Here is a 24,756-nt window from a genome sequence, read left to right as displayed (position 1 = left end):
ACCTACCGCGAGAGCTAGCCGAAGACCACCGTGCGGGTGCCGTTCAGCAGCACCCGGTGCTCGCTGTGCCACTTGACCGCGCGGGCCAGCGCCTGGCACTCGACGTCGCGGCCGAGCGCGACCAGCTGGTCCGGCGTGACGTCGTGCTGCACCCGGGCGACCTCCTGCTCGATGATCGGCCCCTCGTCCAGGTCGGCCGTCACGTAGTGGGCGGTCGCGCCGATCAGCTTCACGCCTCGGGCGTGCGCCTGGTGGTACGGCTTGGCGCCCTTGAAGCTCGGCAGGAAGGAGTGGTGGATGTTGATCACCCGGCCGGACAGCGCCTTGCACAGGTCGTCCGAGAGCACCTGCATGTAGCGGGCCAGCACGACGAGTTCGACCCGCTCCTCGGCCACCAGGTCGAGCAGCTGCCGCTCGGCGGCCGCCTTGGTCTCCCGGGTCACCGGGATGTGCACGAAGGGGATCCCGTAGGAGGCGGTCAGTTCCTTGAAGTCGGTGTGGTTGGAGACCACCGCCGCGATCTCCACCGGCAGCGCGCCGATCGAGGCGCGGAACAGCAGGTCGTTCAGGCAGTGCCCGAACTTGCTGACCATCAGCAGGATCCGCATCTTCTCGGCGGCCGGGTGGATCGCCCAGTCCATCCCGAAGGACGCGCCGATCGCCGCGAAGCTGGCCCGCAGGCCCTCCACCGTCACGGGGGTCTCGGCGGTGAAGTGCACCCGCATGAAGAACAGCCCGCTGTCGGCGTCCCGGTCGCCGAACTGCTGGCTGTCCATGATGTTGCAGCCCGTCATGAACAGGTAGCTGGAGACCGCGTGGACGATCCCCCGCTTGTCCGGGCAGGAGAGGGTCAGCACGTACTGGGTCGGCTCGGTCGCGGTCTGCTGCTCCACCACTGGTCCCTACTTCTCATCGCCGTCGGATCGACCGCGTCGCCATCGACCGCCTCGTCACCGCCGGATCGTCACTGAATCCCCCCAGGCTTGCACAACTCGGGCCATTCGGTGGCCGGTCAGTTGATGCGGGTGAGAATCCTCAGCACTTCGAGCGAGCGCGGCGGCGCGAGCGGGTCCTCGCCGTCGTTCGTCGCGAGCAGCAGGTGCGCCTCGCGCGCCGCGGCGACGGCCGCCGGCCAGTCCGGGTGCGCGAAGTAGACGGTGGCCGGCGCGTCGGCGCCCACCTCGTGCAGCACCCGCAGCACCTGGAGCACCGCGGCGTCCACCAGGGCCGCCTCGGCGGCGTCCCGGACCACGGTGCCGATGTACTTCTCGGCGGACCAGCGGTCCAGCCAGCTGTCCTCGACCAGTCGGTACACGGCGTCCGTGACGTCGCCGTAGCCGTCCCGGCCGGTCGCCCAGTACTCGTACTGGAACACGGGGTCGGCGAGCATGTGGAGGGCGGAGCGCAACCGGGCGCGCCAGCGCCACCATGGCAGATCGTTGAGCGGCATGCCGCCCATCGTGCTGGAGCGGCGCCCCGGACGAGAAGGGTTTCGAGCGGAGCTCTCCGAAGATTCTGTGCTGACCGGCATGACAGATGATCGTACGTTCCCGGAATGTAAGCCTCTACACGCGTCCGCATATCGAGTTCGCCAGCCGTTTACCAATTGTTCGCACGGCTGCCCTCCTGCCGTGTGAACCCCCATCGAGGCTGGCCCCGGAGCAGGTCCACGGAGGGGAAGCCAGGATGACCGAGGTACCGATACACAGACGCCGGCCCACACGCCGGCGTCCACTGGCGTACGCCGCGGGAGCGGCTCTGCTGCCCTTACTCCTCGGTACCACCGCCTGCGGCGGCCCGGCCGGCGCGGCCGGGCCGAAGGGCGCCCTGACCGTGATGACCTGGTCCCCGTCCAACACCGGCGCCGCCGATCGCCCCGGCATGACCATGCTGGCGCAGGCGATCGGCCAGGAGGTCAACGGGCAGGGCGGTCTCACCGGCCGCCCGCTCAAGGTCCTGACCTGCAACGAGCACAACACCGCGGACGGCGCGGCCGCCTGCGCCAACCAGGCCGTGGCGAGCCACGTGGTCGCGGTGATCGGCTCGTACAGCCAGTACGGCGACAACTTCATGCCGATCCTGGAGGCCGCCGGCATTCCCTACCTCGGCGGCTACGGCCTCTCGGCGCCGGAGTACAGCAGCCCGCTCTCCTACCCCGTGGCCGGCGGCCTGCCCGCGCTGGTCGCCGGCAGCGGCCGCCAGCTGGTGCAGGCCGGCTGCAAGAGCGTCGCGCTGATCCGGCCCGACACGCCCGCGGGCGACGCGATGGTCGGCTACCTGGCCGGTGCGCTCGCCCCGGCCGGCGTCCGGCCGGTGGACATCAAGGTGCCGGAGAAGTCCGACAACTACGCCACCGCGACCCAGCTGGCGATCGGCGCCGACCTGCCCGGCAACTGCGTGACCGTCGCGCTCAGCCCGGTGCCGACCCAGACGCTGCTCGACTCCTACCGCCGGCAGAGCCACACCAACACCCGGCTCGCCTCGGTGATCGGCAGCTTCCAGCAGTCCGTGGTGGACAGCACCGGCGGCGACGGCGGGCCGCTCGGCAGCGCCTACGTGACCAGCTGGTACCCGCCGGAGGCGTCCAAGGTCTGGGACCCGCTGCGCGAGACGGTGCGCACCCACGCCGCCGCCGACGCGACCATCGACGTCTCCGACCCCGGTGTGCAGACCACCTGGGTCGCCTACCAGGTCTTCCTGGACGCCGTGCAGAAGCTCACCGACGGCGAGCACGGCAACCAGGAGCTCACCCCCAAGGCGCTGCGCGACGAGCTGGACAGCGGTGACGAGATCGACACCGGCGGCGCCACCCCGCCGCTCAGCTGGGGTCTGACCAGCATGCTGGCGAGCGCCGACACGCCGCGCCTGGTGAACACCTGGGTCACCTTCCAGCAGGTCCAGGCCGGCCGGCTCGGCGAGCAGCAGCCGGGCTTCGGTGTTTCGTGGATGTGCGTGGGGTGTTGACTGGCGAAAAACCGCCGGCCGGCAGCTGACCGACCGCTACTGACGAGTGCGCGCCCGTGGCCACCGGCCACGGGCGCGCACTCGTCGGTGTCTGCGGTGGGTCAGAGCTGGGAGTCGCCGAGGGAGGGCAGGCTCGCCTGCTGGGCGATGGCGTTCCACAGCTGGGAGGCCTGCTGCTTCGCGGTGCTCGCGGTGCCGCTCGCGGTGTTGCCGGCCTGCCGGTGCGGGTTGTCGCCCTGCTTGGTCGGGTCGCAGGCCTGCATGTCGTCGCCGGCCCAGGCCGCGTACGCGTCGTCGGCGTTCGCCGAGGCCTGCCAGGCCTGGTTCAGCTGGGTGACCAGCTGCTGCCCGGTGGGCAGCTTGTCCACCTTGAGCGCGGCGAGCGAGGTCAGCAGCCCCTTGCGCTGGGCGGACGCCTGGGTCAGCGCGGTCTGGGCAGCGGCCGGGTTGTCGCACTTCTGCAGCGAGGCGACCGCGCCGATCACGGCCTGGCGGCTGGCATTGGCGGTGCCGAGCAGGGTCGAGAGCGCCTGCGCCTGGGCCTGCGCGTCGGGGCTCAGCGCGGCCGCGGCGGGGCTGCCGGAGGCCGACGCGCCCGAGGCGCCGCTCGCGCCCACCGTCTTGGCGACCGGTGTGGTGGCCGTGCCGCCGGTCTTGGCGGTGCTGCCGCCGCTGCCGGCCAGCACACCGACCAGGATGCCGCCCACCGCGCAGACGGCGACCACGCCACCGATCACCATCCGGCGCGAGGAGCGCTCGCGGCCCGTGTCGGTGCCCTGGGCGCCGGCCCGGCCCAGCTGGGTGGTCTGCTCGGCGAGGCCGTAGGACTGCTGCGCGCCGTAGCCCTGGCCGGGGTAGCTCTGGCCGGGGTACGGCTGGCCGCCGAAGGACTGGCCCTCGTAGCCCTGGCCGTCGTGGCCCTGGCCCGCGAACGGCTGGCCGGGCTGCTGGCCGTGCTGCTGCTGACCGGGCTGCTGGCCGGCGAAGGACGACTGGCCGCCGTAGGAGGGCTGCCCGCCGCCGTACTGCGGCGGCACCGGCGGCTGGACCGGGAATCCCGGCTGGCCGCCGTGCTCGGCGCCCTGGTAGCCGGCACCCTGGTAGCCGCCGCCCTGGTACTCCGGCGCGCCGCCCCCCGCCGGGTCATTGGTCGGGTACGGCGGCAGGTACTGCGTCTCCGGTGCCGCGGGGGCCGCCGGATACCCGGCCGACTGCTCCTGCCAGGGCGCGCCTGCGGGCGGCCCGGCCGGTGCGGCGGGGGCCGGTGGCTCCGGCGCTGCGGCCGGCTCCGGGCGGAACAGGTCGTCCAGATTGAAGTCACCGGAGTTGGGGTACGAGCGGCGTTGGCTCAACGCGAATCCTCACCTGTGCACGGCTGCGGGCGCACCGGGGCCACCTGGGGCAATCGGGCGGTCCGTCGGTCGGACCGCCCGCCCTGTCTCTCCGGTACGAGCACCCGGGCCTTCCTCGGTTCTTCCGCGCGCTGGCGGCGGAGACGGCGGAACACTTCTGCTGGGGTTCCTCGGAACGTCCCGCCCACGCTACCGGTTCACCGCTACGGGTGACTACGCGGGCGGACCGGGGACCCGGTCCGACCATCCCGCCCGGCGGCGGTTCGTCCACCTCCGGGCATCCGCCGCCGGACGAACACCGTCCGACAGGCGAACACCACCCGGCGGACGAACACCGTCCGGCAGACGAACAGCGCCCGGTAGACGATACGTCAGCCGACGAACCGTCATCTCAAGCGGCCTCCGACTCCGCCCGCTGCTGGAACTCCCGCACCACCCGGTGGTCCCGGAACGGCTCCAGCCTGCGGCGGAAGTCGTCCAGGTACTCCACGCCCCGGTTCGAGCGCAGCCCGCCGAGCAGCCGCATCGCCTGCGCCCCGGTCTCGCAGGCCCGTTCGATCTCGCGCTGCTGCAACTGCGCGGTGGCGAGCAGCACCAGATCGACCGCGCGGCGGCGGACCCGGGTCGCCGGGTGCAGTTCGAGCGCGATCCTGGCCTGCCGCTCGGCCTGCTTGGCCAGCTCCAGATCGCGGTAACAGTGCGCCAACTCGTCGGCCAGGTAGGCCTCGTCGAAGTGCGCGATCCAGTCCGGGTCGTCCTGCGGCCGGCGCTGCTCCATCGCGGCCACCGCACGGGCGGCGACCAGCTCGCAGGACCGGGCGTCGCCGAGCAGCGCGTGGCCGCGCGCCTCGGCGGCGTAGAACATCGCCATCGCGGTGGGGGTGGCCACCGAGCGGGCACCCTCCTGCGCGGCGCGCGCCAGCTGGGCGATCTCCCGGGGGTTGCCCAGGGTGGCCGCCAGGTGGCTCATCGAGGCGGCCAGCACGTAGCCGCCGTAGCCGCGGTCGTCGGCGGCCTGGGCGAGCCGCAGCGCCTGGATGTAGTAGCGCTGGGCCAGGCCGGGCTGGCCGGTGTCCACCGCCATGTAGCCGGCCAGTTCGGTCAGCCGGGCGACCGCCGCGAACAGCTTGCGTCCCGTCTCCTCCCGGTAGCCGCCGCTGAGCAGCCCGGAGACCACGCTGTTCAGGTAGTGGACGACGACCGGGCGCACGTGGCCGCTGCCGAAGCGGTGGTCCAGATCGACCAGCATCTCGGTGGTGGCCCGGATCGCCGCGACGTCGGAGAGGCCGACCCGCGGGCCGCCGGTCCGGGCCACCACCGGGTCGGGCGGGGTGATCAGCCAGTCCCGGCTGGGCTCGACCAGCGCGGAGGCGGCCACCGACGCCCCGGTCAGGAAGTCGCGGCGGCTGACGTCGCTGCGCCACAGCTCGCAGACCTGCTCCAGCGCGCCGCTCAGCGTCGCGGCGAACTGCAGGCCGACGCCCGAGGTGAGGTTCTTTCCGTCGGCCATGCCGATCTCGTCCACGGTGACACCGCGCCCGAGCTTGCGGCCCAGCGCCTCGGCGATCACCGCCGGCGCCTGGCCGCGCGGCTGCTGGCCGCGCAGCCAGCGCGCGACCGAGGTCTTGTCGTAGCGCAGGTCCAGCCCGTGCTCGGCACCGCAGAGGTTGACCCGGCGGGCGAGACCCGCGTTGGAGCAGCTCGCCTCCTGGATCAGCGACTGCAGGCGCTCGTTGGGCTGTCGTGCGACGAGTGGTCTCGCGGCCATGGGCTTCGCCTCCCCAGCGCCCTCCCGGTTCCCGCCGGCGGGCGTCGATTCTGCTGCTCTGGTGCCGGATCGCCGCTCCGGATGGACTGTCACGGCGTGCCGACTACCCGGCCAGTGAAGGAACTTGAGGCCAGGTTAGCGATCAACGACACCATCGGGATACCCATGCGGACGACCTGTTCCCCATGCGCGCCCTCAAAAATGCTCCCGTGCGCCCCCGTTGCGCCCGTCCGGACGACACCTGGCGAACGCCACCCCAACGCCGCCCCAACGCCTGCGGAGCGCCATCTTCCGCACTCTGCACCGCCATGGCGTGCGCCAGGGTCCGCCAGGGTCGGCGCCACCGCACGCCACGGAGCATTCAGGGGGCGCACGGAGCGAGCCACCCGCCCTGCTCACCGTTTCGAGTGACATTCACGCCTGACGGCCACACCGCCACGACGCGCCCGTAACCGGTCCCATGGCCGGTAGTTGTGCAGCACGTGGAAGACACGCCAGGAGCCCCGAACCAGGACAGTGACGGCAAGCCGATCTCACCCCTGCTGCTGGAGGCGGTGAGATACGCGGAGGACCGGCACTGGGAGGTCGTGCCGGGCAGCCATCTGATCGAGGGGGACGGACCGGTCCGCTGCTCGTGCGGCGACCCGCGCTGCCCGCTGCCGGGTGCGCACCCGACCACCCAGGACTGGCTCCGCCGCGCCAGCGCCGGGCCGGGCGTGGTCCGGCGCTGGTGGACCGAGACGCCGAACGCCTCGATCCTGCTGCCGACCGGACGGGTCTTCGACGTGCTGGACGTGCCGGAGGCGGCCGGCTGCCTGGCGCTGGCCCGGATGGAGCGGATGGAGCTCCAGCTCGGCCCGGTGGTCTCGGTACCGGGCGCGCCCGGTCGGCGCGGCCGCCGGCTGCTCTTCCTGGTGCTCCCCGGTGTGCTGGCCAAGCTGCCGGACATGCTGCGCAAGCTCGGCTGGGGCCCGGGCCGGCTGGACCTGGTGGCGCGCGGCGAGGGCGACTGGATCGTCGCGCCGCCCTCCCGGGTCGGCCCGTACAGCTTCGCGCAGTGGGCCCGGCCGCCGTCCGCGCTGAACCGCTGGCTGCCGGACGCGGGCGAGCTGATCAACCCGCTGGCCTACGCCTGCGGCCGGGAGGCGCTGCCGCTGCGCTCCGCGCAGCCGAGCCAGCCGGCGGGCGCGCGCTGACACCGGCGGCCCCGCACGGCGACCGCCGACGGCGGGTTCCGGACCCCGGGGCCCGCCGTCCGGCCTGCGTCGCGCCCCGGGGTGCGGCTCGGGGTGTGGCTCCGGGTGTGGATAAGGCACCCGCATACCCCCTGGTCAGCCGGGCAAGCCGCTCGTACGAGTGACAGCGCTCAAGGATTGCCGGCAGTTGCCGAGGGGATGAATTGCTGCGAAGCGCCAAGGGCGCAAATCACTACGAAAGGGGCAGCTCAGGGCGCAGACAGAGAACCGGGGGCGGCGAGCACGGGGGCAGTGAGCCGGGGGAGCCGGGGGAACGCCTGGACGGGGAAGCCGGGCGTGGCGCGGAGGGGAAAGCGGGGGGAAACAGGGAGGGATCCCACCAGGGCCGGGGGCCCGGGCGGGAGACGGGGGTCGGGAGGGAAACCGCCGGGCCCGGCGCGCGGGGACGCGCCGGGCCCGGCCTCACGGCTGCCGGCCTCGGGACGATCGGGTCAGGATCGGGAGCGGGAGCGGATCGCGATCGGGGAACGAACGCGACGCACCCGGTGTCAGGTCTGCGCGACGAAGACGTGCGCGGCGATCTCCTTGCCGAGCTCGGCCGCGTCGGCACCGTTGCCGACCAGCACGCCGCCGACCGAGGACGCGACCTGCACCGTCGCCCCCGGGCGGATCCCGGCCCGGCGCAGCGTGCGCATCAGCTCCTCGTCCATCTGGATCGGCTCGCCGATCCGGCGCACCACGACGCTGGCGCCGTCGTCGCCCGGCCGCAGCGCGTCGAGCGTGACCAGCGCGGCGTCGAAGCCCTCGCCCTCGGCCTTGGTGTCGCCGAGCTCGTCCAGCCCGGGGATCGGGTTGCCGTACGGCGACTGGGTCGGGTGCCCGAGCATCGCGAGCACCTTGCGCTCGACCGTCTCGCTCATCACGTGCTCCCAGCGGCAGGCCTCCTCGTGCACCTCCTCCCACTCCAGGCCGATCACGTCGACCAGCAGGCACTCGGCGATCCGGTGCTTGCGCATCACCCGCACCGCGAGCCTGCGCCCGTCCTCGGTGAGTTCCAGGTGGCGGTCGCCCGCGACCTGGAGCAGCCCGTCACGCTCCATCCGGCCCACCGTCTGGCTCACTGTGGGCCCGCTCTGCTCCAACCGCTCGGCGATCCGGGCGCGCATGGGGACGACGCCTTCTTCCTCCAGCTCCAAAATGGTGCGAAGGTACATCTCAGTGGTATCGATCAGCCCAGACATCGCCGCCGGCTCCGTTCCTCGGGGTCCTCATCGCCAATTCTGACGTACCGGACGGACAACCGGTCCCGCCGCGGTGCCCTTCCCACGCGGATTCGTCCCTGTTGACAGCAAGGGCGTCCAGGCAGCACGGTGCTCGCCGTAGCTTTCTCCACTGGCGGTTAGGGAAGATCTCCATGGACGACCTGGTCGATCGGTACTTCGATGCCGCGGTGGCCCAGCTCCAGCGGGTCCGCACCGAGGAGTCGGAGAACATCGGGCGGGCCGCGGCCCTGCTGGCCGACGCGGTCGCCGAGGGTCGGCGGATCTTCGCCTTCGGGGCCGGCCACTCCTCGCTCCCCGCCCAGGACGTGGTCTACCGGGCCGGCGGCCTGGTCGTCTTCAACCTGCTGAACGTCCCCGGCGCGACCGGCGTCAACGTGATGCCGGCCCCGCTCGGCAGCGCGCTGGAGCGCGTCTCCGGGCTGGCCACCGCGACGCTCGACCTGACCCCGGCCACCGCCGGTGACCTGCTCTTCGTGATCTCGCTCTCCGGCCGCCAGATCATGCCGGTCGAGCTCGCGGCGCACGCCCGCGCGCGCGGGATGCACGTGGTCGGCGTGACCTCGCTCGCGTACCCCGGCCAGGTCAGCTCGCAGCACCCGTCCGGCACGTACCTCAAGGACCACTGCGACGTGGTGCTGGACAACAAGATCGCGGTCGGCGACGGCGAGCTCAGCCACCCCGGCGCGGCCACCGCCTTCGGCCCGGTCTCCACCGTGGTGACCAGCGCGTTGATGCAGGCCGTGGTGGCCGGTGCGGTCGGCCGGCTCGCGGACCGCGCGCAGCGCGGCGAGGGCGACGCGCCGCCGCTGTTCCGCTCCGGCAACGTGGACGGCGGCACCGACTGGAACGCCAAGCTGATGGCCGAGAACGCCGACCGGATCTTCTACGCCTTCTGAGCGGAACTCTCCTGACGTAGCGTCAGGTTCACGTAAGAACGGCTCGTACCAGACCTGTGCCCGACCGCGCCGAGCGTCCATACTGGCCCCGACGCCGGGCGTAGTCCTGCTCCGCCCGGGGCAGTACGTCCACGGCGGACGGACACCAGCGCTACGGGGGGACCGGATGGCAGCCGGGGCACGATCCACGGGCTTCGTCCGCGAGGCCGAGCTGCTGCCCGAGCTGTTCCGGGTCGCCGACGCGGCCTCGCTGCAGGGCCAGCAGCGCTCGATCAGACTCGGCCGCTGGGAGCTGGTGCTGCTCACCGCGGCCGCCGCGGCCGGCTCGGCCGACGGCAGGCCGTACGCCTGGGCGGCGGCGGTGGCCTATCTGGCGACCGTCTGCGCGGCCGTGCTGATCAGCCGGCAGAACCCGCAGGGCCTCTGGTACGAGGGCCGGGCCGCCGCCGAGTCACTGAAGACGCTCGCCTGGAAGTTCGCGGTGCGGGCCGACGCGTATCAGCCACCGCCGACCACGCTGCCGGACGCCGAGGGCCTCTACGACCTCCAGCTGCGCGGCATCCTGCACGGCTTCGCGCACAGCCGGGCGGTGCCGGCGGACGCCGAGGAGCGGGCCGGCGTGACTGCGGCGATGCGCGGCCTGCGCGCGCAGCCGCTGGCGGTGCGCCGCGACGTCTACCTGACCGAGCGGGTGCAGGTGCAGCACGACTGGTACCGCGCGAAGGGCGCCTACTGCGACCGGGCCGGCCGGCTCACCGAGCTGCTCGGCATCGTGCTGCCGGCCCTCGGCCTGGCGCTCGCGGTGCTGCGGGCACTCGGCTGGTTCTCCTACGACGCGCTCGGCACCGTCTCGGCGGTGGCCGCCTCGGTGGCCGCCTGGGCGCAGCTGCGCCAGTACCGGCCGCTGGCCGCGGCGTACCGGCTGGCGGCGGACGAGCTGGAGCTGATCCGGGTCCAGCTGACCCAGCTCGACCTCGCCGCGAGCGACGCCGAGGAGCTCTGGGCCCGGCTCGCCAGAGACGCCGAGGACGCCGTCTCGCGCGAGCACACCACCTGGCAGGCCCGCCGCGAGGTCCGCGGCTGAGCCGTGGGCCTGCGACCGACCTTCGAGGCACCGGCACAGCGCCGCCCCCGCACGGCCCGCACCAGCCCGCACCACGCAGCCTGCCGTGCGCCGGATCCCTGATCCCGGTGCCCGTCTCCGTTCCCGTTCCCGTTCCCGTTCCTGTCCCCGACTGATGGAGGTCCGGCGTGCAGCCACGACTGGTCAAGACCGCCGACGGACGAACCCTCGCGGTGCAGACCTTCGGACACCCCACCGGCCGGCCGGTCTTCCTGCTGCACGCGACCCCGGGCAGCAGGCTCGGGCCGGTCCCGCGCGCCACCGTGCTCTACCACCTCGGGGTCCGGCTGATCACCTACGACCGTCCCGGCTACGGCGGCTCTGACCGGCTGAAGGGCCGCCAGGTGGCCCACGCGGCGGCCGACGTGCTGACGATCGCCGACGAGTTGCGGCTGGAGCGGTTCGCCGTGGTCGGCCGGTCCGGCGGCGGGCCGCACACGCTCGCCTGCGGCGCGCTGCTGCCGGGCCGGGTGCACCGGGTCGCGGCGCTGGTCAGCCTGGCGCCGTGGGACGCCGAGGACCTGGACTGGTACGGCGGGATGACCACGGCCAACATCCGCGACTACCGCGCCGCCGAGCTCGACCACCTGCGGATCGCCGCGACGATAGAGCACCGCGCCCGCCGGATCCGGGAGGACCCGAGCGCGCTGCTCGCCGGCCTGCGCCGGGAGCTGGTCGGCTCCGACCGGCTGGTGGTCTCGGACGCCGGCATCCGCCGGATGCTGCAGAGCAACTACCGCGAGGCGTTCCGGCAGAACGCCGACGGCTGGATCGACGACGCGCTCGCGTTCACCACCGGCTGGGGCTTCAAGGTGCAGGACATCACCGCCGCCGCCTGGCTCTGGCACGGCGCGGACGACATGTGGTCGCCGATCGACCACTCGCGCTGGCTGGCCGCGCACATCCCCGACGCGACGCTCTTCGTGGAGCCGGGCGCGGCGCACTTCGGCTCGCTGCGGGTGCTGACCGCCGCCGTGAAGTGGGCGGCGGGCGGGCACGACTGAGCCCCCTCTCCCGGCTCCCCGGCCCGGCCCCGCACGTCACCGGTCGGCGACGTGCGGGCCCCGGATCGGATCAGACCGGCTGCGGCTCCAGGTCCCGGTTGATCCGCTTCCAGCCGCGCGCGGAGACCGTGTTCGGGTGCTCCTCGCCGAGCTGGCGGATCAGCTCGGCGACCGCCCTGGCCCGCAGCTCGGCGGCCTGGTTGCCGCGGCCCGAGCCGCGCAGCGTGACCGCGAGGTTGGCCTGGCAGGCGACCGCGTCCGGGTGGCGCGGGCTGTAGCGCTCGCAGAGCCCGTGGTACGCGGCCTGCTCCAGCCGCTCGGCCTCGGCGAAGTGGCCGAGGTCGCCGTACGCGTTCGCCAGGTTGATCATGCCGTTCAGCGTGAACGGGTGCTCGGCGCCGAGCACCCGGGTCAGCGTGCCGACCGTGCGGCGGCCGAGCTCGACCGCCTCCTCCACGCTGCCGCTGCCGCGCAGGTAGATCACCAGGTTGTTCGCGCAGGCCAGGGTGAACGGGTGCTCGGGCCCGAACAGCTGCTGGTGCCCGACGAAGACCTGCCGGGCCAGGTCGCGGGCGGCGTCCTTGTCGCCGCCCGCGCTGTAGTCGGCGGCCAGGTTGAGCGCGCAGGCGAGCGTGTCGGGCGCGTTCTCGCCGTACCGCTCCAGGTAGCGCTCGTACGTCTCCTTGGTGAGCCGGCGGGCCTCCGCCTGCCGGCCCGCCTTGCGCAGCGAGACGGCCAGCGACTTCGCGTTGCGCAGCGTCTCCGGCACGTCGATGTCCAGGATCTCCGAGTAGGCCTCGGCGACCTCCTGGTGGATCGTCACCGAGTTCTCGTAGTCGCCCTGTTCGCGCAGGTCGCGGGCCAGGTTGGACTTCACCGAGAGCGTGTACGGGTGCTTGGGGCCGAGCACCAGCGAGCGCCGGTCCAGGGTGTCCTGGTCCAGCTCCTGGGCGGCCTTGCTGTCGCCGACCAGCCGGAAGTCGATGGCCAGGTTGTTCGCCATCGACAGCGTGCGCGGGTGGTCCTCGCCGAACTGCTCGCGGAACCGCTCCAGCGTCACCCGGTCCAGCTCCAGCGCCTTGCGGAACTCGCCGAGCGCGCGCCAGTCGGCGCCGAGCGAGCCGGCCGTGATCAGCGTGTACGGGTGCTGCTCGCCGAGCACCCGGCTCTGCCGGTCCAGGGTGTCCTGGTCCAGGTCCACCGCCTCCTGGTACTGCCCCTGGGAGCGCATCACGTTGGCGAGCTGGAAGCGCAGCCGGAGCGTCTGCGGGTCGTCCTCGCCGAGCTTCGCCGTCCACGCGTCGTCCAGCAGGTGGCCGATCCGGCGGCCCTGGGCGAACTCGCCGCGCTTCCACAGGTAGCGGACCCGGTCGATCATCAGCTCGCGGGTGTCCGGCTCGTCGCAGTCGTGCGCCCGGGACGGCGAGAGGTGCGGCCAGATCTCCTCGAACGCGGGCCAGTTGGCCGGCTCGTCGGTGTCGCCGACGACCGGCCGGGCGCCGATCAGGATCCGGTGCACCTCGTGGACGGTCTCGGTCTGCTCCTCCGGCGTCATCTCGGAGCGGATCACCTCCTGGACCAGCCGGTGCACCTGGATGCTGTTGCTCCCGGCGTCCACCTTGGCCAGCGCGTACCGCCCGATCGCCTGGATCACCCGGCCGAGCAGGAACTTGTCGCTCAGACCGGGGTCGAAGGGCACCAGCGCGCGGATCATCTGGTCGCTGTAGAAGAGGTTCATCGAGATCGGCTCGGGCGCGAAGTAGGCGCAGAGCTGGAGCATCCGGGCGGCGGCCGGCGACTGCTGGCGCAGTCGGCCGATCGAGACCCGCCAGGTCGCGCCGACCGTCATCGGGTAGTCGACCGGACGGCCCAGCTCCAGCACCCGGGCGGCCTCCGAGCGCAGCGCCTGGATGTAGTCGCCGACCGGCGTGCCGGTCGCCTTCAGCCAGGCACCGGCCACCTCGACGGCGAGCGGCAGGTCGCCGACCGCCTCGGCCACCGCGTCGGCGTCGGCCCGCTCCAGCGCGCCGCCGGTGCGCCGGGTCAGGTGCTCGATGCTCTCCCGGCGGGTGAAGACGTCCATGGTGAGCGCCTCGGCGTGGGTGGACCAGGCCTGGTTGCGCGAGGTGACCAGGATGTGGCCCGAACTGCTCGGGAAGTACCGGCGGATCTCGGCCGGCTCGTCCGCGTTGTCGAAGATCAGCAGCCAGCGCTTGGCCAGCTCGCCGTGCCGCAGCTCGTCCAGCGCGATCTCGGCCGCGAGCGCCACCGGTTCGTTCGTCGCCTTGCCCATCCTGCGGGCCAGCTCGGCCAGCTGGCCCTGGATCTCGTCCTCCTGCTCGGCCGCCACCCACCAGACCAGGTCGTAGTCGGCCATGAAGCGGTGCGCGTACTCCTGCGCGACCTGGGTCTTGCCGACGCCGCCGAGCCCGTACAGCGTCTGCGGCACCGGCAGCACCGCGGTGGTGCCGCCGCCGAGCTGGTTGCGCAGCCGCTCCAGCACCTCGTGCCGGCCGGTGAAGTAGGTGTTGCGCGGCGGGACGTTCCAGATCCCCGGCTGGGTGCCGGGGAACCGCGGTCCGGAGTTCGGGTCGAGGGCCGGCACCTCCTCCCGGCCGAGCGCCTTGACCAGCGCGCTGCGGGCCTGCAGCTCCTTGAGGTTGACCAGGTCCACCGGGTTGCGGCTGCTGAACGGCGCGGCGAGCGGGATCGAGCCGACCCGGACCGGGATCAGCTGGCGGCGGGTGCCGGCCGGGTCCGAGCCGGCCACCGACTCCCACAGCGCCCTTGCCTGCGGCGAGCGCAGGTAGGCGGGCGAGAGCACCGCGACGGTGCGGAACGCGGCGTCCACCGATCGCTCGGTCTCGACCCGGGTGTCGGCGCCCGCGCCGACGTCCCTGGGCATCACCCGGAAACCGGCGGCGGCGAGCACGTGCTCGATCCAGTCGGCCCACATCCGGTCCTCGGGCACGTAGCTGAGGTAGACGTCGGCCGGCACCGCCGGGCGCCGCCGGGTGAACGCCTCGACGTAGCGCAGCCGCACCTCCTCGTCCATCGGCGGCAGCGCGGAGACCCGGCCCTCGGTGAGCATGTCGGTCAGCCGCTCGCAGGCCGAGAGCATGGTGGTCGGCGTGCCCGGCTTGTCGCCGAAGCTGGCCAGGATCTCCTCGTACGCGTAGAACGGCCGGTACGGGATCTCCACCGAGCCCCAGTAGTGGACGAGTTCCTCGTCGTTCAGGCCGGACGGCAGCCCGTCGAAGCGGATCCGGGCCAGCGAGCGGCCGGCGTCCGCCTTGTCCTTCTCGAAGTCGTCGATCCGCATCGGGACCGGCAGGATCCGGATCCCGCGGTCGCGGTAGCGGTCCGCGATGTGCTGGGCGATCCGCGAGGCGCCGTCGATGCTCTGGTCGCTCAGCGTGAAGCAGACCACCAGGTCGTCCGGCATCTGCACGGTGCAGATCTCGGCGGTGTCGGACAGGCCGGTCCGGCTGTCGATCAGCACGTAGTCGTAGCGCTTGCGCATGTCGGCGCGGAGCGCGTCGAAGAACTGCCCGCCGTCGAACCGCTCATAGAAGAGGTCCCAGTCCAGGCTGCCGAGCGTGCCGGAGTAGTCCCGGTCCTGGTGGCCGGCGGCCAGGAAGTCGATGCTGCCGCCGGTCGGGAAGCCGTTCCAGGAGAGCGGCAGGGCGTGCCCGGCGACCTTCGCGAAGTCCAGGTGCCAGCCGGGGTGGTGGCCGATGTCGAGCAGTTCCTGCTGGTAGCGCTCCGGCTCGGTGAGCGGGTCGGCGTGCAGCTCGGTCTCCCGCAGCGCCTCCTCACGGTAGTCGCTTATCAGCGTCATCACGCCGTGGGCCGCGTCGAGTTCGGCGGCGTCCAGGAACGGGTGGAAGAACTTGGCCAGGCCCGGCGCCTCCAGGTCCCAGTCCACGGTGAGCACCCGGTGACCGTTGGCCGCCAGTATCCAGGCGGTGTTGGCGAGCGCCATGGTGCGCCCGGTGCCGCCTTTGTACGAGTAGAAGGTGACGATCCTGCCCTGGCGGTCCTCCTCGGCCGCCGGGACGGATCCGGGTGCGGTCAGCGGCGAGCCGGAACTCCGCCCACCCACCCGGAGGTTGCGGGTCCGATCAGACGTCATGGTTGCCTCCGTCGTCGTACTCGTCGGTGTCGCTGCCGCTTCGCGCAGCCGTGTCCGTGTCCGTGCCGGTGTCCATGTCGCTGTCGCTGTCGCTGTCGCTGTCGGGGTCGTCGTCCGCGTAGCCGTCCGGATCGTGGTCCGGGTCGCCGTCCCCGGAGTCGGCGGTCCGGCCGAAGCCGGCCCGGGAGAGCGGTCCGAACGCGCCGCGCAGCCGGGGGCGACCGTCGCCGGTGGTGCCCGGGCGGCGCAGGCCGCGCTCCTTGAAAGCCCGCTGCGCCCGGATCGCCGCGTGCTGGAAGGCGACGCCGAAGTCCCGCGCGGTGGGGATCCCGTCCGCGTCCCCGCCGTCGGCGACGACCGGGCGGAACGTGGGCCGGGCGACCTTGCCGCGCTGGCGCAGCACCTCGTCGCTGAGCGCGGTCAGCAGCGCGCTGTACGCCACGCACTGCGGATCGTCCTGGTTCCACGGCTCGACCACGGTCACCCAGGCCGGGTTGCGGCGGGCGAACTCGCGGACCAGCTCACGGCGCTGCGGATCCTCCAGGACCCAGCGATCGACCAGGACGACGCCCGGACCGCCCGGGTGCTCCAGCTCCATCAGCCGGGCGGCGGCGGCGTCGAACTCGTGGATGCGCGGGTTGAGGTCGCACTGCCTGGCCAGCTTGGCGGCCTGCTCGGCCAGCGCCGTCGCACCGCCGCGCTCGTACGGCTGCCAGTCGGTGCGTCCGGCGCCGTAGTAGCCCGGATCGCGGTGCGGCGGCACCTCGGAGCTCTTGAACGAGAGGACCGCGATGGTCAGTTGGTCGCCCGGGGAGACCTTGGGGAACGCCGAGGGGCTGGAGATGAAGTCGACCGGCTCGACGACCGGGATCACGGTCTCCAGCGCGACTTCGACGATCCGCCGGGCCAGCTTGTACACCACCTGCTCGTACTTCTCGCGGTGGTGGCGCTGGGCCATCAGCGCGAACAGGCCGTCGGTGATGTACTCGTCGGGGAAGCCCAGGTGCTTGAACTGGACGGCGGCCGCCACCGGGGGCAGCGCCTCGGGCCGCATGCCGACCCAGAGCACCGGCACGATCGCGGTGTTGCGGACCGGCCCGCCGGGTGCGCCGGCCGAGCGCTGCGCGAAGGTGTACCACTCCTGGCCGCACGGGATGCTGCGGAACAGCCGGGGGTTGTAGAGCGGGACGAACACCCGGCAGGTGGCGAGCGCCTCGGAGATCTTCGCGGCCCAGTCGTCACCCTGGTGCATGGTCTCGTCCATGAACCCGATCGGGTCCGAGGTCGGCAGCGGCGTCAGTTGCAGGACCGCCTCGCAGAGGTCCTGGTAGAACCTGGTCACCCGGACGTTCGGGTTGCGGGTGCCGACCGGGGGCAGGTGCGCGTAGCTGAGAAAGAAGTGCGGCCTCGCCGAGGCATTCTGCCCGCCTGCAGCGGCGTTCACTCGCGCCTCCCCCTGGGGCCTGCCGAGCACTGCTCCCCCGAAGGGGACTTCAGTGTAGGAAGGTCGCCTTCGCCATGGGAATAGCACCGTCGGGCACCGCCTGGCGCGAGCACGACCAACCTGACGCATCGATCATGCGTCAGGAGTGGCCGGCGATGAGGCTCTTTGGCGGGATTGTTACCGCTGGGGCACGTGTGAGTGACTGGCCGTCACGGAACGTCGATGAGGCGGGAGTTCAACCAGTTTGCCGCTGCGTCCACGGCCGGAGCGATCGGCACCAGGAAGCAGTCGGCCGTGCCGACCCGCCCGGTGCGGATCCGGTCGCCGAGCGCCCGGGAGATCGCCTCGGCCAGCTCGGGGAAGTGCAGGTCGTCCAGGTCCGGCGCCTCGAAGTGTTCCCAGCGGCGCCGGCCGTCCGGGCCGGACAGCACGCAGCCGTAGTTCTTCGAGGGCAGCTTGGGGACCTGGTAGTCGGCCAGGTGGTAGGCCGTGCAGCACCAGAGCGGCACGCCGATCAGCAGCGCCTGGGCCTGCTCGGCATAGAGCCGCCCGGTCGGCGACTGCGGGCCGAGGTGGCAGTCGAGCGGGTGCGGCTCCAGCAGGCGCCCGGCGGCCGGGCCGAGCGCGGCGAACGAGGTCTGCGGGTGAGCGCTGCGCCGGGCCCCGGGGGTGGTCCGGATCTCCTCCGCGAGCCGGCCCATGGTCGGTGAGCACGGGGTGGTCAGCGGGTCGAACGGTGGCATCTCGTCCAGGAACCTGCGGAGCCTGCCGGCGCTCATCCCCTCGGTGGCCTGCTTGTGCAGGCGGGAGGTGTCGGAGTTCTCCGGGGTCGCGGTGTACGCCACCAGCGTGCCGGCGTCACCGAGCGCCGCCCGCAGCGCGGTCACCACGCCGGCCGAACCCCCCGCCACCTGCCCGAGCGACCGGGTGGAGGCCTGCACCAGCAGGATCCCCCCGGGCCGCACGCCCAGCTCGGCCAGCTGCGCGGTCAGCTCGGCAGGGGTCGATTCGGCGAGGCTCGATTCGGCGGGGCTCGGCTCGGCGGGGCTCAGCTCGGCGGCCCGGCCGGGCGACTGCGCCGTCACGGCCCGACCGGCACCGGCGCGGACCGGCGGGTCCGCCAGGCGGCCAGGTTCCGCTCGGCCGCATCGGCCGCCGCCCGCTCGGCGGCCGCGCCCACCGGGACGGCCAGCCAGGGTGCGACCGTGCGCCGCATGCCGTCCGCGAACCGCCGGCCGAGCTCGGTGAGCGCGCCGGAGCCGATCAGGCTGTCGATCGCCCGGTCGGTGTGCACCCGCCAGGTGGCCAGCTGCAGCCGCGCGTGCTCGGCCGGCCCGCCGGGCAGGCCGTCGTACGCGGCCACCCGGGTGCCCCAGAACTCGGTGACCGCCAGGTGCGCGTAGGTGCCCTGGAACAGGCCCTCCAGCGGGCGCGGGTCGGGGCGCCACGGGGCGTGGTAGAGCCCCTGGTCGGCCCGGTCGTACAGGTCGTGGAAGTCCAGTACCGCGCCGAGCTTGACGTGCTGGAACTCGTGCGTGAGCAGCAGCGCGAGGATCGGCGCGGTCGCCGGGCGGGCGATGCCGACCGCGCCGAACGCCTGCCGGGCGGCCGCGCTGATGTCCTGCCCGGCCGGTCCGGGGCGCAACGGGGTGACCACCGACAGGCCCGCCGCGAGGCCCGGCGCGTAGCCCGGCAGGTCGCGGCCGATCAGCTCCCAGGCCTCGCGCAGCGCACCGGTCCAGCCCAGCACCGGGGGCTCGGCGAGCCGGTCGGCGACCGGCCACTGGTGGCAGTCGCGCTGCGGGTCGGTGTCCTCCAGCGCGAGCGTGAAGTCGAGACCGGGGCGGACCAGGCGGACCGGCTCCCAGTGCGCGCCCGGCGGCTCGTCCCAACCGATCCGCACGGCGGGCCCGTCCGCCGGGCGCACCGTGAAGCCGTCCGGGCCGCCGGTCACCAGCGCCTCGCCGCCGCCACCGGTGAGCACCCGGCCGAGGGTGGGCAGGTGGACGGCGCCGAACCGGACCGGCACGCTCAGCGACTCGCTCCGGCCGGCCCGCAGCCCGGCGGCGGCAGCCAGCTCGGCCAGCGTGCCGAGGTCGGCGGCCGGCTCCCGGCGCAGGCAGCGCACCGCCCAGGCGCGTACGTACGGGTGCGCCAGCACCGCGTCCAGCGCCTGCGGGGCCTCGGTGTCCAGCGCGGTCAGCAGCTCCCAGGCGCCGCCCGGCACGGCCGCGCCGCCCTGCTCGCGGACCGCGGCGACCAGCGAGCGGGTCAGGCCGAGCTGGGCCGCGGCCATCGCGCGAACGGTCTGCGCGCTGCCGTAGCCGGCGGCCAGCTCGTCGATCTGGTCATCCGTCAGCTCGCTGCCGGTGGGGGCGCCCGCCTGGGCGGGGACGGCGGCGGTAGCGGTGGCGGTGGCGCCGACCCGGTCGCGGATGGTGCTGATGAGGTGCAAGAGGTCCCCGCAGAAGACGGACGGATTGGCGAAACCGCCGGAGGCGCTGCTCCAGCGGTGGGCGTAGAGGCCGCCGCCGCAGCTGCGCACGACCGGGCAGGCCCGGCAGGCAGCGGCGAGTCCGGCCAGTCCGGACTGACGCTCCATCATGCCCGGGTGCCGGGCGACCTCGTCCAGACTGTTCGCGAAGACGTCGAAACCGGTCGCGGGTGCGCCGTCGTAGGCGGTTTTCAGGCTGTCCGCCTGCTCGAAACCGCCATCGGTCTCGATCACCACCAGGTCGGCCGGGTCCAGGCCGAGCGATTCGGTGAGGCTGGAGCGGCCGTGCAGCGTGCGGTGCACCGAGTCGAAGGTGCGCACCGGGACCGGGCGGCCCTGCTCCTGCCAGCGCCGGTAGATCGCGAGCAGCCAGTCGGCGTACGGGTGCGGCCCGGCGCTGGCGGGACGTTTCGGCGGCACGTCCCAGGTCGCGTGCGGGAGCAGGAAGTCGATGCGGGGCGGGTCCAGCGCGACCAGCGCGTCGTAGACCGCGATCGGGTCGTTCTCGACGTCGATGGTGCAGAGCAGGCCCGCGTACAGGTCGCGGAACTCGGGGGTACGCAGCAGGTCGATCGCGGCCAGCACCTTGGCGTGACTGCTGCGGCCGTCCGCGTAGCGCCGGTGCCGGTCGTTGGACGCCTTGTCGCCGTCGAGCGAGACGCCGACCTTGATGCCGAGCTCGGCGAAGAGCTCGCAGAACGCGCGGTCGAGCAGCACCGCGTTGGTGTGGATCCGCAGGTCCAGCGCGCAGGAGGCGGGCAGCGCGGCGCGGATACTCTCGGCGGCCCGGCGCAGCAGCACCGGGCCGGCGAGCAGGGGTTCCCCACCGTGCAGCACGACATGGACCGCGGGCAGCCGGTGCGCGATCGCGTGTTCGGCGATCCGCTGCGCGGCCCGGTCCAGTACCTCGGGGCCGATCGACTTGGGCTGACGGCGCCAACCGGTGTCCGCGTGCTCGTAGACGTAACAGTGGTCGCAGGCGAGATCGCACCTGCTGTGAACCTTCAGTACGAACTGCGAGAACGGCACCAGGGGGTGCGTCATGATCAATCGCCCGCCGTCGAGTTGGCCGTCGAAGAACGTCGTGTGCAGTGCGAGGGGCCCGTTGCAGCCCCCGGCCCTCAGATCGAGGAGTTGAAGGCGGCGACCGGGACCTGACCGGACTCGGTGCCCGGCAGGGCGCGGTACAACTCGGCAGTGATCAGTTCACTGCCGACCGCCGCGAGTTCGTCCAGCCGTGGACGGCCGGACTGCTGGACGGCGGGTGATTCGGGTGTCGCGGGCTTGACGGCCAGCATGGTAGCCATAATCTGAGTTCCCCTCAGAAATAAGGCGGTTGAACCGCCTTGGGCGTGGGTAGGGAGGGACTCGGGTGGAGCTGCATAGATCAACTTCGGCAGCACAGACGTGTCCCAGGGACAAGGTAGCGCTCCGGCAGGCCCGGATCACTGCCCGCAGTCGCGGCGCAGACACCCGCCCGACCGGCTGATTCGGCGACCGATACGCCGTCAGCTGCGCGGATGCGCCGAGCGGGTGCCCGGTCGGCCGGAAACTGCACTCGTGTGGGCGAGTGCGCGGATACGCCAATCGACGTATCCGCGTGCCTATCCGCCCGGCCACATATCCATGTCGCCCGGCATACTGGCGCGAATCGCGCTCCGCGCCCGCGCCGGCCCCCGCCCCGGCATGCGGGCCGCGCCCGGTCACGGGCAGAGCCGCTCCACCAGCCAGCCGTCCGGGGCCGCGGTGAACCGCAGCCGGTCGTGCAGCCGGTTCGGCCGGCCCTGCCAGAACTCCACGGTCCGCGGGATCACCCGGAAGCCGCCCCAGAACGGCGGCACCGGCACCCCCTCGCCCTCCGGATAGCGCGAGGCGAGCTCGGCGTACCGCGTCTCCAGCACCTCGCGGGAGGCGACCGGGCTGGACTGCTCGCTGGCCCAGGCGCCGAGCTGGGAGCCGTGCGGACGGGTGCGGAAGTACGCCGCCGTCTCGTCCCGGCCGGTCCGCTCCACCTCGCCGGTGACGATCACCTGACGGTCGATCGGGTGCCAGGGGAAGAGCAGCGAGGCGTGCGGGTTGGCCGCGAGCTCGGCGCCCTTGCGCGAGCCGTAGTTGGTGAAGAAGACGAAACCGCGCTGGTCGAAGCCCTTGAGCAGGACCGTGCGGGAGCTCGGCCGCCCCTCGGCGTCCGCGGTGGAGAGCACCATCGCGTTCGGCTCGGGCAGCCCGGCCTGCTCGGTCTCGGTGAACCAGCGGCCGAACTGGACGACCGGATCAGGGGCCAGCTCCTCCTCGGACAGGCCGGCGAGGGCGTACTGGCGGCGCATCCGGGCGAGATCGGCGACGGTGCTCAGGGGCGCGGGCTGGGCGCTTTCCGGGGTCTGCACGCCAACATCATCCCGTACGACAAGCAGCGGACAGCGCTCCGCCTATGGAATCTCGACATCGAGAGATATGGTGGCTCGCCACCGCTTCACCACCTGCGGTCCGGGGAATCGTCCGGAAATGACCGGTTCGCACCGGAAGATCCTTGGTTCCGACCGGGTGAGGCGAGAGGTGGAGCGGCCCTTCGGGAAAACATCACCGCAGTGGTGTATGGCGCAATGCACCCAGTGCCTGCCACTCTGGCACCGAGTGCCAACACACACCAACGGTCACTGGCCGGGCCGCCCCACCACGGCGGACGGCCCGTCACGTCACTGAGGAGCCGCGTGATGTCCGATTTCGTACCCGGGCTTGAGGGAGTCATCGCTTTCGAGAGCGAGATCGCCGAGCCGGACCGCGAGGGCGGTGCGCTGCGCTACCGCGGCGTGGACATCGACGAGCTGGTCGGCCACGTCTCGTTCGGGAACGTCTGGGGCCTGCTGGTGGACGGCAAGTTCAACCCCGGTCTGCCCTCCGCGGAGCCGTTCCCGATCCCGGTGCACTCCGGTGACATCCGGGTCGACGTGCAGTCCGCGCTCGCCATGCTCGCGCCGGTCTGGGGCCTGAAGCCGCTGCTCGACATCTCCGCCGAGCAGGCCCGCGACGACCTGGCCCGGGCCGCCGTCATGGCGCTGTCCTACGTCGCCCAGTCGGCGCGTGGCCAGGGCCTGCCGATGGTCCCGCAGAGCGAGATCGACAAGGCCGAGACCGTGGTCGAGCGGTTCATGATCCGCTGGCGCGGCGAGCCGGACCCGAAGCACGTCAAGGCGATCGACGCGTACTGGACCTCGGCCGCCGAGCACGGCATGAACGCCTCCACCTTCACCGCCCGGGTGATCGCCTCCACCGGCGCGGACGTCGCCGCGGCGCTGTCCGGCGCGGTCGGCGCGATGTCCGGCCCGCTGCACGGCGGCGCGCCCTCGCGCGTGCTGGGCATGATCGAGGAGATCGAGCGCACCGGCGACGCCGCGGCCTGGGTCAAGAACGCGCTGGACAAGGGCGAGCGCCTGATGGGCTTCGGCCACCGCGTGTACCGCGCCGAGGACCCGCGCGCCCGCGTGCTGCGCCGCACCGCCAAGGAGCTCGGCGCGCCGCGCTTCGAGATCGCCGAGGCGCTGGAGAAGGCCGCGCTGGAGGAGCTGCACAACCGCCGCCCCGACCGGGTGCTGGCCACCAACGTGGAGTTCTGGGCCGCGATCATGCTGGACTTCGCCGAGGTCCCGGCGCACATGTTCACCTCGATGTTCACCTGCGCCCGCACCGCCGGCTGGTCGGCGCACATCCTGGAGCAGAAGCGCACCGGCCGCCTGGTCCGCCCGGCCGCCCGCTACATCGGCCCGGGCCCGCGCAGCCCGCGCGAGATCGAGGGCTACGAGTCGATCGCCCAGTAGGGCACCTGCAGTAGGAAGCCCGTTCGACGGCCCGTTTTGCCCGGTGTGGCAAGGCGGGCCGTCGGCGTTCAAGATCACATCTCAGCGGCCGGACAGGCGGCGGACACCCGCTGTGCGGACCAGTAGGCTGCGCGCGTGGCCCAGATCCAGATCCCCGCTGACATCAAGCCCGCAGACGGCCGTTTCGGCTGCGGACCGTCCAAGGTGCGCCCCGAGGCCCTGAGTGCCCTCGCCGCCACCGGTACCTCGCTGCTCGGCACCTCGCACCGCCAGGCACCGGTCAAGAACCTGGTCAAGCGCGTCCGTGAGGGCGTGAGCAGCCTCTTCTCGCTCCCCGAGGGATACGAGGTGGTGCTCGGCAACGGCGGCTCCACCGCCTTCTGGGACGTCGCCGCCTTCGGCCTGGTGCGCCAGAAGTCGCAGCACCTGAACTTCGGCGAGTTCTCGTCGAAGTTCGCCGCCTCGGTCAAGGCCGCCCCCTGGCTGGACGACCCGACGGTGATCAAGACCGAGCCGGGCACCCACCCGCTGCCGGTCGCCGAGGCCGGCGTGGACGTCTACGCGCTGACCCACAACGAGACCTCGACCGGCGTCGCGATGCCGATCCGCCGCCCCGCGGGCACCGCCGGCGACGGCTCGCTGGTGCTGGTGGACGCCACCTCGGGCGCCGGCGGCCTGCCGGTGGACATCACCGAGACCGATGTCTACTACTTCGCGCCGCAGAAGTCCTTCGCCTCGGAGGGCGGGCTCTGGCTCGCCACGTTCTCGCCCGCCGCGCTGGAGCGGGCGGCCGAGATCGCCGGCTCCGGGCGCTACATCCCGCCGTTCTTCGACCTGCCGACCGCGATCGACAACTCCTCGAAGGACCAGACCTACAACACCCCGTCGATCGCGACGCTCTTCCTCCTCGCCGACCAGCTGGAGTGGCTGAACGGCAACGGCGGGCTGGACTGGGCCGTCGCCCGTACGGCTGAATCCTCGGCGCACCTCTACGGCTGGGCCGAGAAGTCCTCGTTCGCCAACCCGTTCGTCGCGGAGCCCGCGGAGCGCTCGCAGGTGGTCGGCACGATCGACTTCGACGACTCGATCGACGCCGCCGCGATCGCCAAGGCACTGCGTGCCAACGGGATCGTGGACACCGAGCCGTACCGCAAGCTCGGCCGCAACCAGCTGCGGATCGCGATGTTCCCGGCGATCGACCCGGCGGACGTGCAGGCGCTGACCGCGTGCATCGACCACGTGGTCGAGCAGCTCTGACCGACCCGGCTCAGAACGCAGGGGC

At 72.8% G+C, this 24,756-nt stretch carries 18 protein-coding genes; 7 read left to right on the top strand and 11 right to left on the bottom strand.

What is annotated here, in order from left to right; translation table 11 throughout:
* Positions 1-14: 14 nt before the first annotated feature.
* Both purU and AC060L_RS19450 read right to left on the bottom strand, forming a co-directional pair.
* Positions 15-893, bottom strand: coding sequence for a formyltetrahydrofolate deformylase (purU, locus tag AC060L_RS19455; RefSeq protein WP_483800066.1), 879 nt, complete (start codon positions 891-893; stop codon positions 15-17).
* Between the two features lie 119 nt (positions 894-1,012).
* Positions 1,013-1,531, bottom strand: coding sequence for an SCO4402 family protein (locus AC060L_RS19450; protein WP_483800065.1), 519 nt, complete (start codon positions 1,529-1,531; stop codon positions 1,013-1,015).
* A gap of 305 nt (positions 1,532-1,836) precedes the next feature.
* Here AC060L_RS19450 and AC060L_RS19445 point away from each other — a divergent pair, with 305 nt between their 5' ends.
* Positions 1,837-2,964 (top strand): ABC transporter substrate-binding protein, encoded by a 1,128-nt coding sequence (locus AC060L_RS19445; protein WP_483800064.1) that lies wholly within the window; start codon positions 1,837-1,839, stop codon positions 2,962-2,964.
* Between the two features lie 101 nt (positions 2,965-3,065).
* Here the strand turns inward: AC060L_RS19445 and AC060L_RS19440 are convergent, their stop codons facing one another.
* Both AC060L_RS19440 and AC060L_RS19435 read right to left on the bottom strand, forming a co-directional pair.
* Positions 3,066-4,316 (bottom strand): hypothetical protein, encoded by a 1,251-nt coding sequence (locus AC060L_RS19440; RefSeq protein WP_483800063.1) that lies wholly within the window; start codon positions 4,314-4,316, stop codon positions 3,066-3,068.
* A gap of 391 nt (positions 4,317-4,707) precedes the next feature.
* Positions 4,708-6,084 carry an NsdA family TPR-like regulatory protein gene (locus AC060L_RS19435; protein ID WP_483800062.1) on the bottom strand — a complete coding sequence of 459 codons (1,377 nt, stop codon included), beginning with the start codon at positions 6,082-6,084 and terminating at the stop codon, positions 4,708-4,710.
* Positions 6,085-6,557: 473 nt separating this feature from the next.
* Here AC060L_RS19435 and AC060L_RS19430 point away from each other — a divergent pair, with 473 nt between their 5' ends.
* On the top strand, positions 6,558-7,280 hold the full coding sequence (locus tag AC060L_RS19430; RefSeq protein WP_483800061.1) for a bifunctional DNA primase/polymerase: 723 nt from the start codon (positions 6,558-6,560) through the stop codon (positions 7,278-7,280).
* A 548-nt stretch (positions 7,281-7,828) separates the two neighbouring features.
* On the opposite strand, the gene AC060L_RS19425 is transcribed toward AC060L_RS19430, so the two are convergent.
* Positions 7,829-8,521 (bottom strand): iron-dependent transcriptional repressor DtxR, encoded by a 693-nt coding sequence (locus tag AC060L_RS19425; protein ID WP_483800060.1) that lies wholly within the window; start codon positions 8,519-8,521, stop codon positions 7,829-7,831.
* Positions 8,522-8,694: 173 nt separating this feature from the next.
* On the opposite strand from AC060L_RS19425, the gene AC060L_RS19420 reads away from it, so the two are divergent.
* The 3 genes from AC060L_RS19420 (at position 8,695) to AC060L_RS19410 (ending at position 11,586) form a co-directional block, all read left to right on the top strand.
* Positions 8,695-9,459 (top strand): SIS domain-containing protein, encoded by a 765-nt coding sequence (locus AC060L_RS19420; protein ID WP_483800059.1) that lies wholly within the window; start codon positions 8,695-8,697, stop codon positions 9,457-9,459.
* Between the two features lie 166 nt (positions 9,460-9,625).
* Positions 9,626-10,543, top strand: coding sequence for a DUF4231 domain-containing protein (locus AC060L_RS19415; RefSeq protein WP_483800058.1), 918 nt, complete (start codon positions 9,626-9,628; stop codon positions 10,541-10,543).
* A gap of 167 nt (positions 10,544-10,710) precedes the next feature.
* Entirely contained in the window at positions 10,711-11,586 is an 876-nt protein-coding gene (locus tag AC060L_RS19410) for an alpha/beta fold hydrolase (protein ID WP_483800057.1), read from the top strand.
* Positions 11,587-11,656: 70 nt separating this feature from the next.
* Here AC060L_RS19410 and fxsT read toward each other — a convergent pair whose 3' ends face one another.
* The 6 genes from fxsT to pdxH form a co-directional block, all read right to left on the bottom strand.
* Positions 11,657-15,721, bottom strand: coding sequence for an FxSxx-COOH system tetratricopeptide repeat protein (gene fxsT, locus AC060L_RS19405; protein WP_483800056.1), 4,065 nt, complete (start codon positions 15,719-15,721; stop codon positions 11,657-11,659).
* A complete protein-coding gene (locus AC060L_RS19400) occupies positions 15,711-17,165 on the bottom strand; it encodes a TIR-like protein FxsC (RefSeq protein WP_483800055.1) in 1,455 nt (484 codons plus the stop codon). Before AC060L_RS19400 ends, fxsT begins: the two co-directional genes overlap by 11 nt.
* Before the next feature lie 209 nt (positions 17,166-17,374).
* Complete coding sequence (locus AC060L_RS19395; protein WP_483800054.1) at positions 17,375-18,250, bottom strand: AAC(3) family N-acetyltransferase; 876 nt, start codon at positions 18,248-18,250, stop codon at positions 17,375-17,377.
* Complete coding sequence (locus AC060L_RS19390) at positions 18,247-20,703, bottom strand: FxsB family cyclophane-forming radical SAM/SPASM peptide maturase (protein ID WP_483800053.1); 2,457 nt, start codon at positions 20,701-20,703, stop codon at positions 18,247-18,249. The genes AC060L_RS19395 and AC060L_RS19390 overlap by 4 nt, the downstream gene beginning before the upstream one ends.
* Before the next feature lie 77 nt (positions 20,704-20,780).
* Positions 20,781-20,966, bottom strand: a complete 186-nt coding sequence (locus AC060L_RS19385) for a hypothetical protein (RefSeq protein ID WP_483800052.1) — start codon at positions 20,964-20,966, stop codon at positions 20,781-20,783.
* A gap of 396 nt (positions 20,967-21,362) precedes the next feature.
* The gene (pdxH, locus tag AC060L_RS19380) at positions 21,363-22,046 is read right to left on the bottom strand and encodes a pyridoxamine 5'-phosphate oxidase (protein WP_483800051.1); all 684 of its coding nucleotides are present in this window, start codon (positions 22,044-22,046) and stop codon (positions 21,363-21,365) included.
* A gap of 327 nt (positions 22,047-22,373) precedes the next feature.
* Between pdxH and AC060L_RS19375 the strand changes: the two genes are divergently transcribed.
* Positions 22,374-23,474 carry a citrate synthase 2 gene (locus AC060L_RS19375; RefSeq protein ID WP_483800050.1) on the top strand — a complete coding sequence of 367 codons (1,101 nt, stop codon included), beginning with the start codon at positions 22,374-22,376 and terminating at the stop codon, positions 23,472-23,474.
* Positions 23,475-23,609: 135 nt separating this feature from the next.
* Positions 23,610-24,731 carry a phosphoserine transaminase gene (serC, locus tag AC060L_RS19370; RefSeq protein WP_483800049.1) on the top strand — a complete coding sequence of 374 codons (1,122 nt, stop codon included), beginning with the start codon at positions 23,610-23,612 and terminating at the stop codon, positions 24,729-24,731.
* Positions 24,732-24,756 lie beyond the last annotated feature (25 nt).

The organism is Kitasatospora sp. NEAU-69 (genome assembly GCF_057158765.1).
The sequence above is the reverse complement of the archived record's forward strand: the minus strand, read 5'-3'. Positions and strand labels throughout refer to the sequence as shown.

Coding starts and splice junctions, on each gene's coding strand:
- fxsT (WP_483800056.1), bottom strand. CDS start 15,721: ATGACGTCTGATCGGACCCGCAACCTCCGGGTGGGTGGGCGGAGTTCC.
- AC060L_RS19415 (WP_483800058.1), top strand. CDS start 9,626: ATGGCAGCCGGGGCACGATCCACGGGCTTCGTCCGCGAGGCCGAGCTG.
- AC060L_RS19385 (WP_483800052.1), bottom strand. CDS start 20,966: ATGGCTACCATGCTGGCCGTCAAGCCCGCGACACCCGAATCACCCGCC.
- AC060L_RS19435 (WP_483800062.1), bottom strand. CDS start 6,084: ATGGCCGCGAGACCACTCGTCGCACGACAGCCCAACGAGCGCCTGCAG.
- AC060L_RS19425 (WP_483800060.1), bottom strand. CDS start 8,521: ATGTCTGGGCTGATCGATACCACTGAGATGTACCTTCGCACCATTTTG.
- AC060L_RS19450 (WP_483800065.1), bottom strand. CDS start 1,531: ATGCCGGTCAGCACAGAATCTTCGGAGAGCTCCGCTCGAAACCCTTCT.
- AC060L_RS19445 (WP_483800064.1), top strand. CDS start 1,837: ATGACCTGGTCCCCGTCCAACACCGGCGCCGCCGATCGCCCCGGCATG.
- AC060L_RS19390 (WP_483800053.1), bottom strand. CDS start 20,703: ATGACGCACCCCCTGGTGCCGTTCTCGCAGTTCGTACTGAAGGTTCAC.
- AC060L_RS19375 (WP_483800050.1), top strand. CDS start 22,374: ATGTCCGATTTCGTACCCGGGCTTGAGGGAGTCATCGCTTTCGAGAGC.
- AC060L_RS19420 (WP_483800059.1), top strand. CDS start 8,695: ATGGACGACCTGGTCGATCGGTACTTCGATGCCGCGGTGGCCCAGCTC.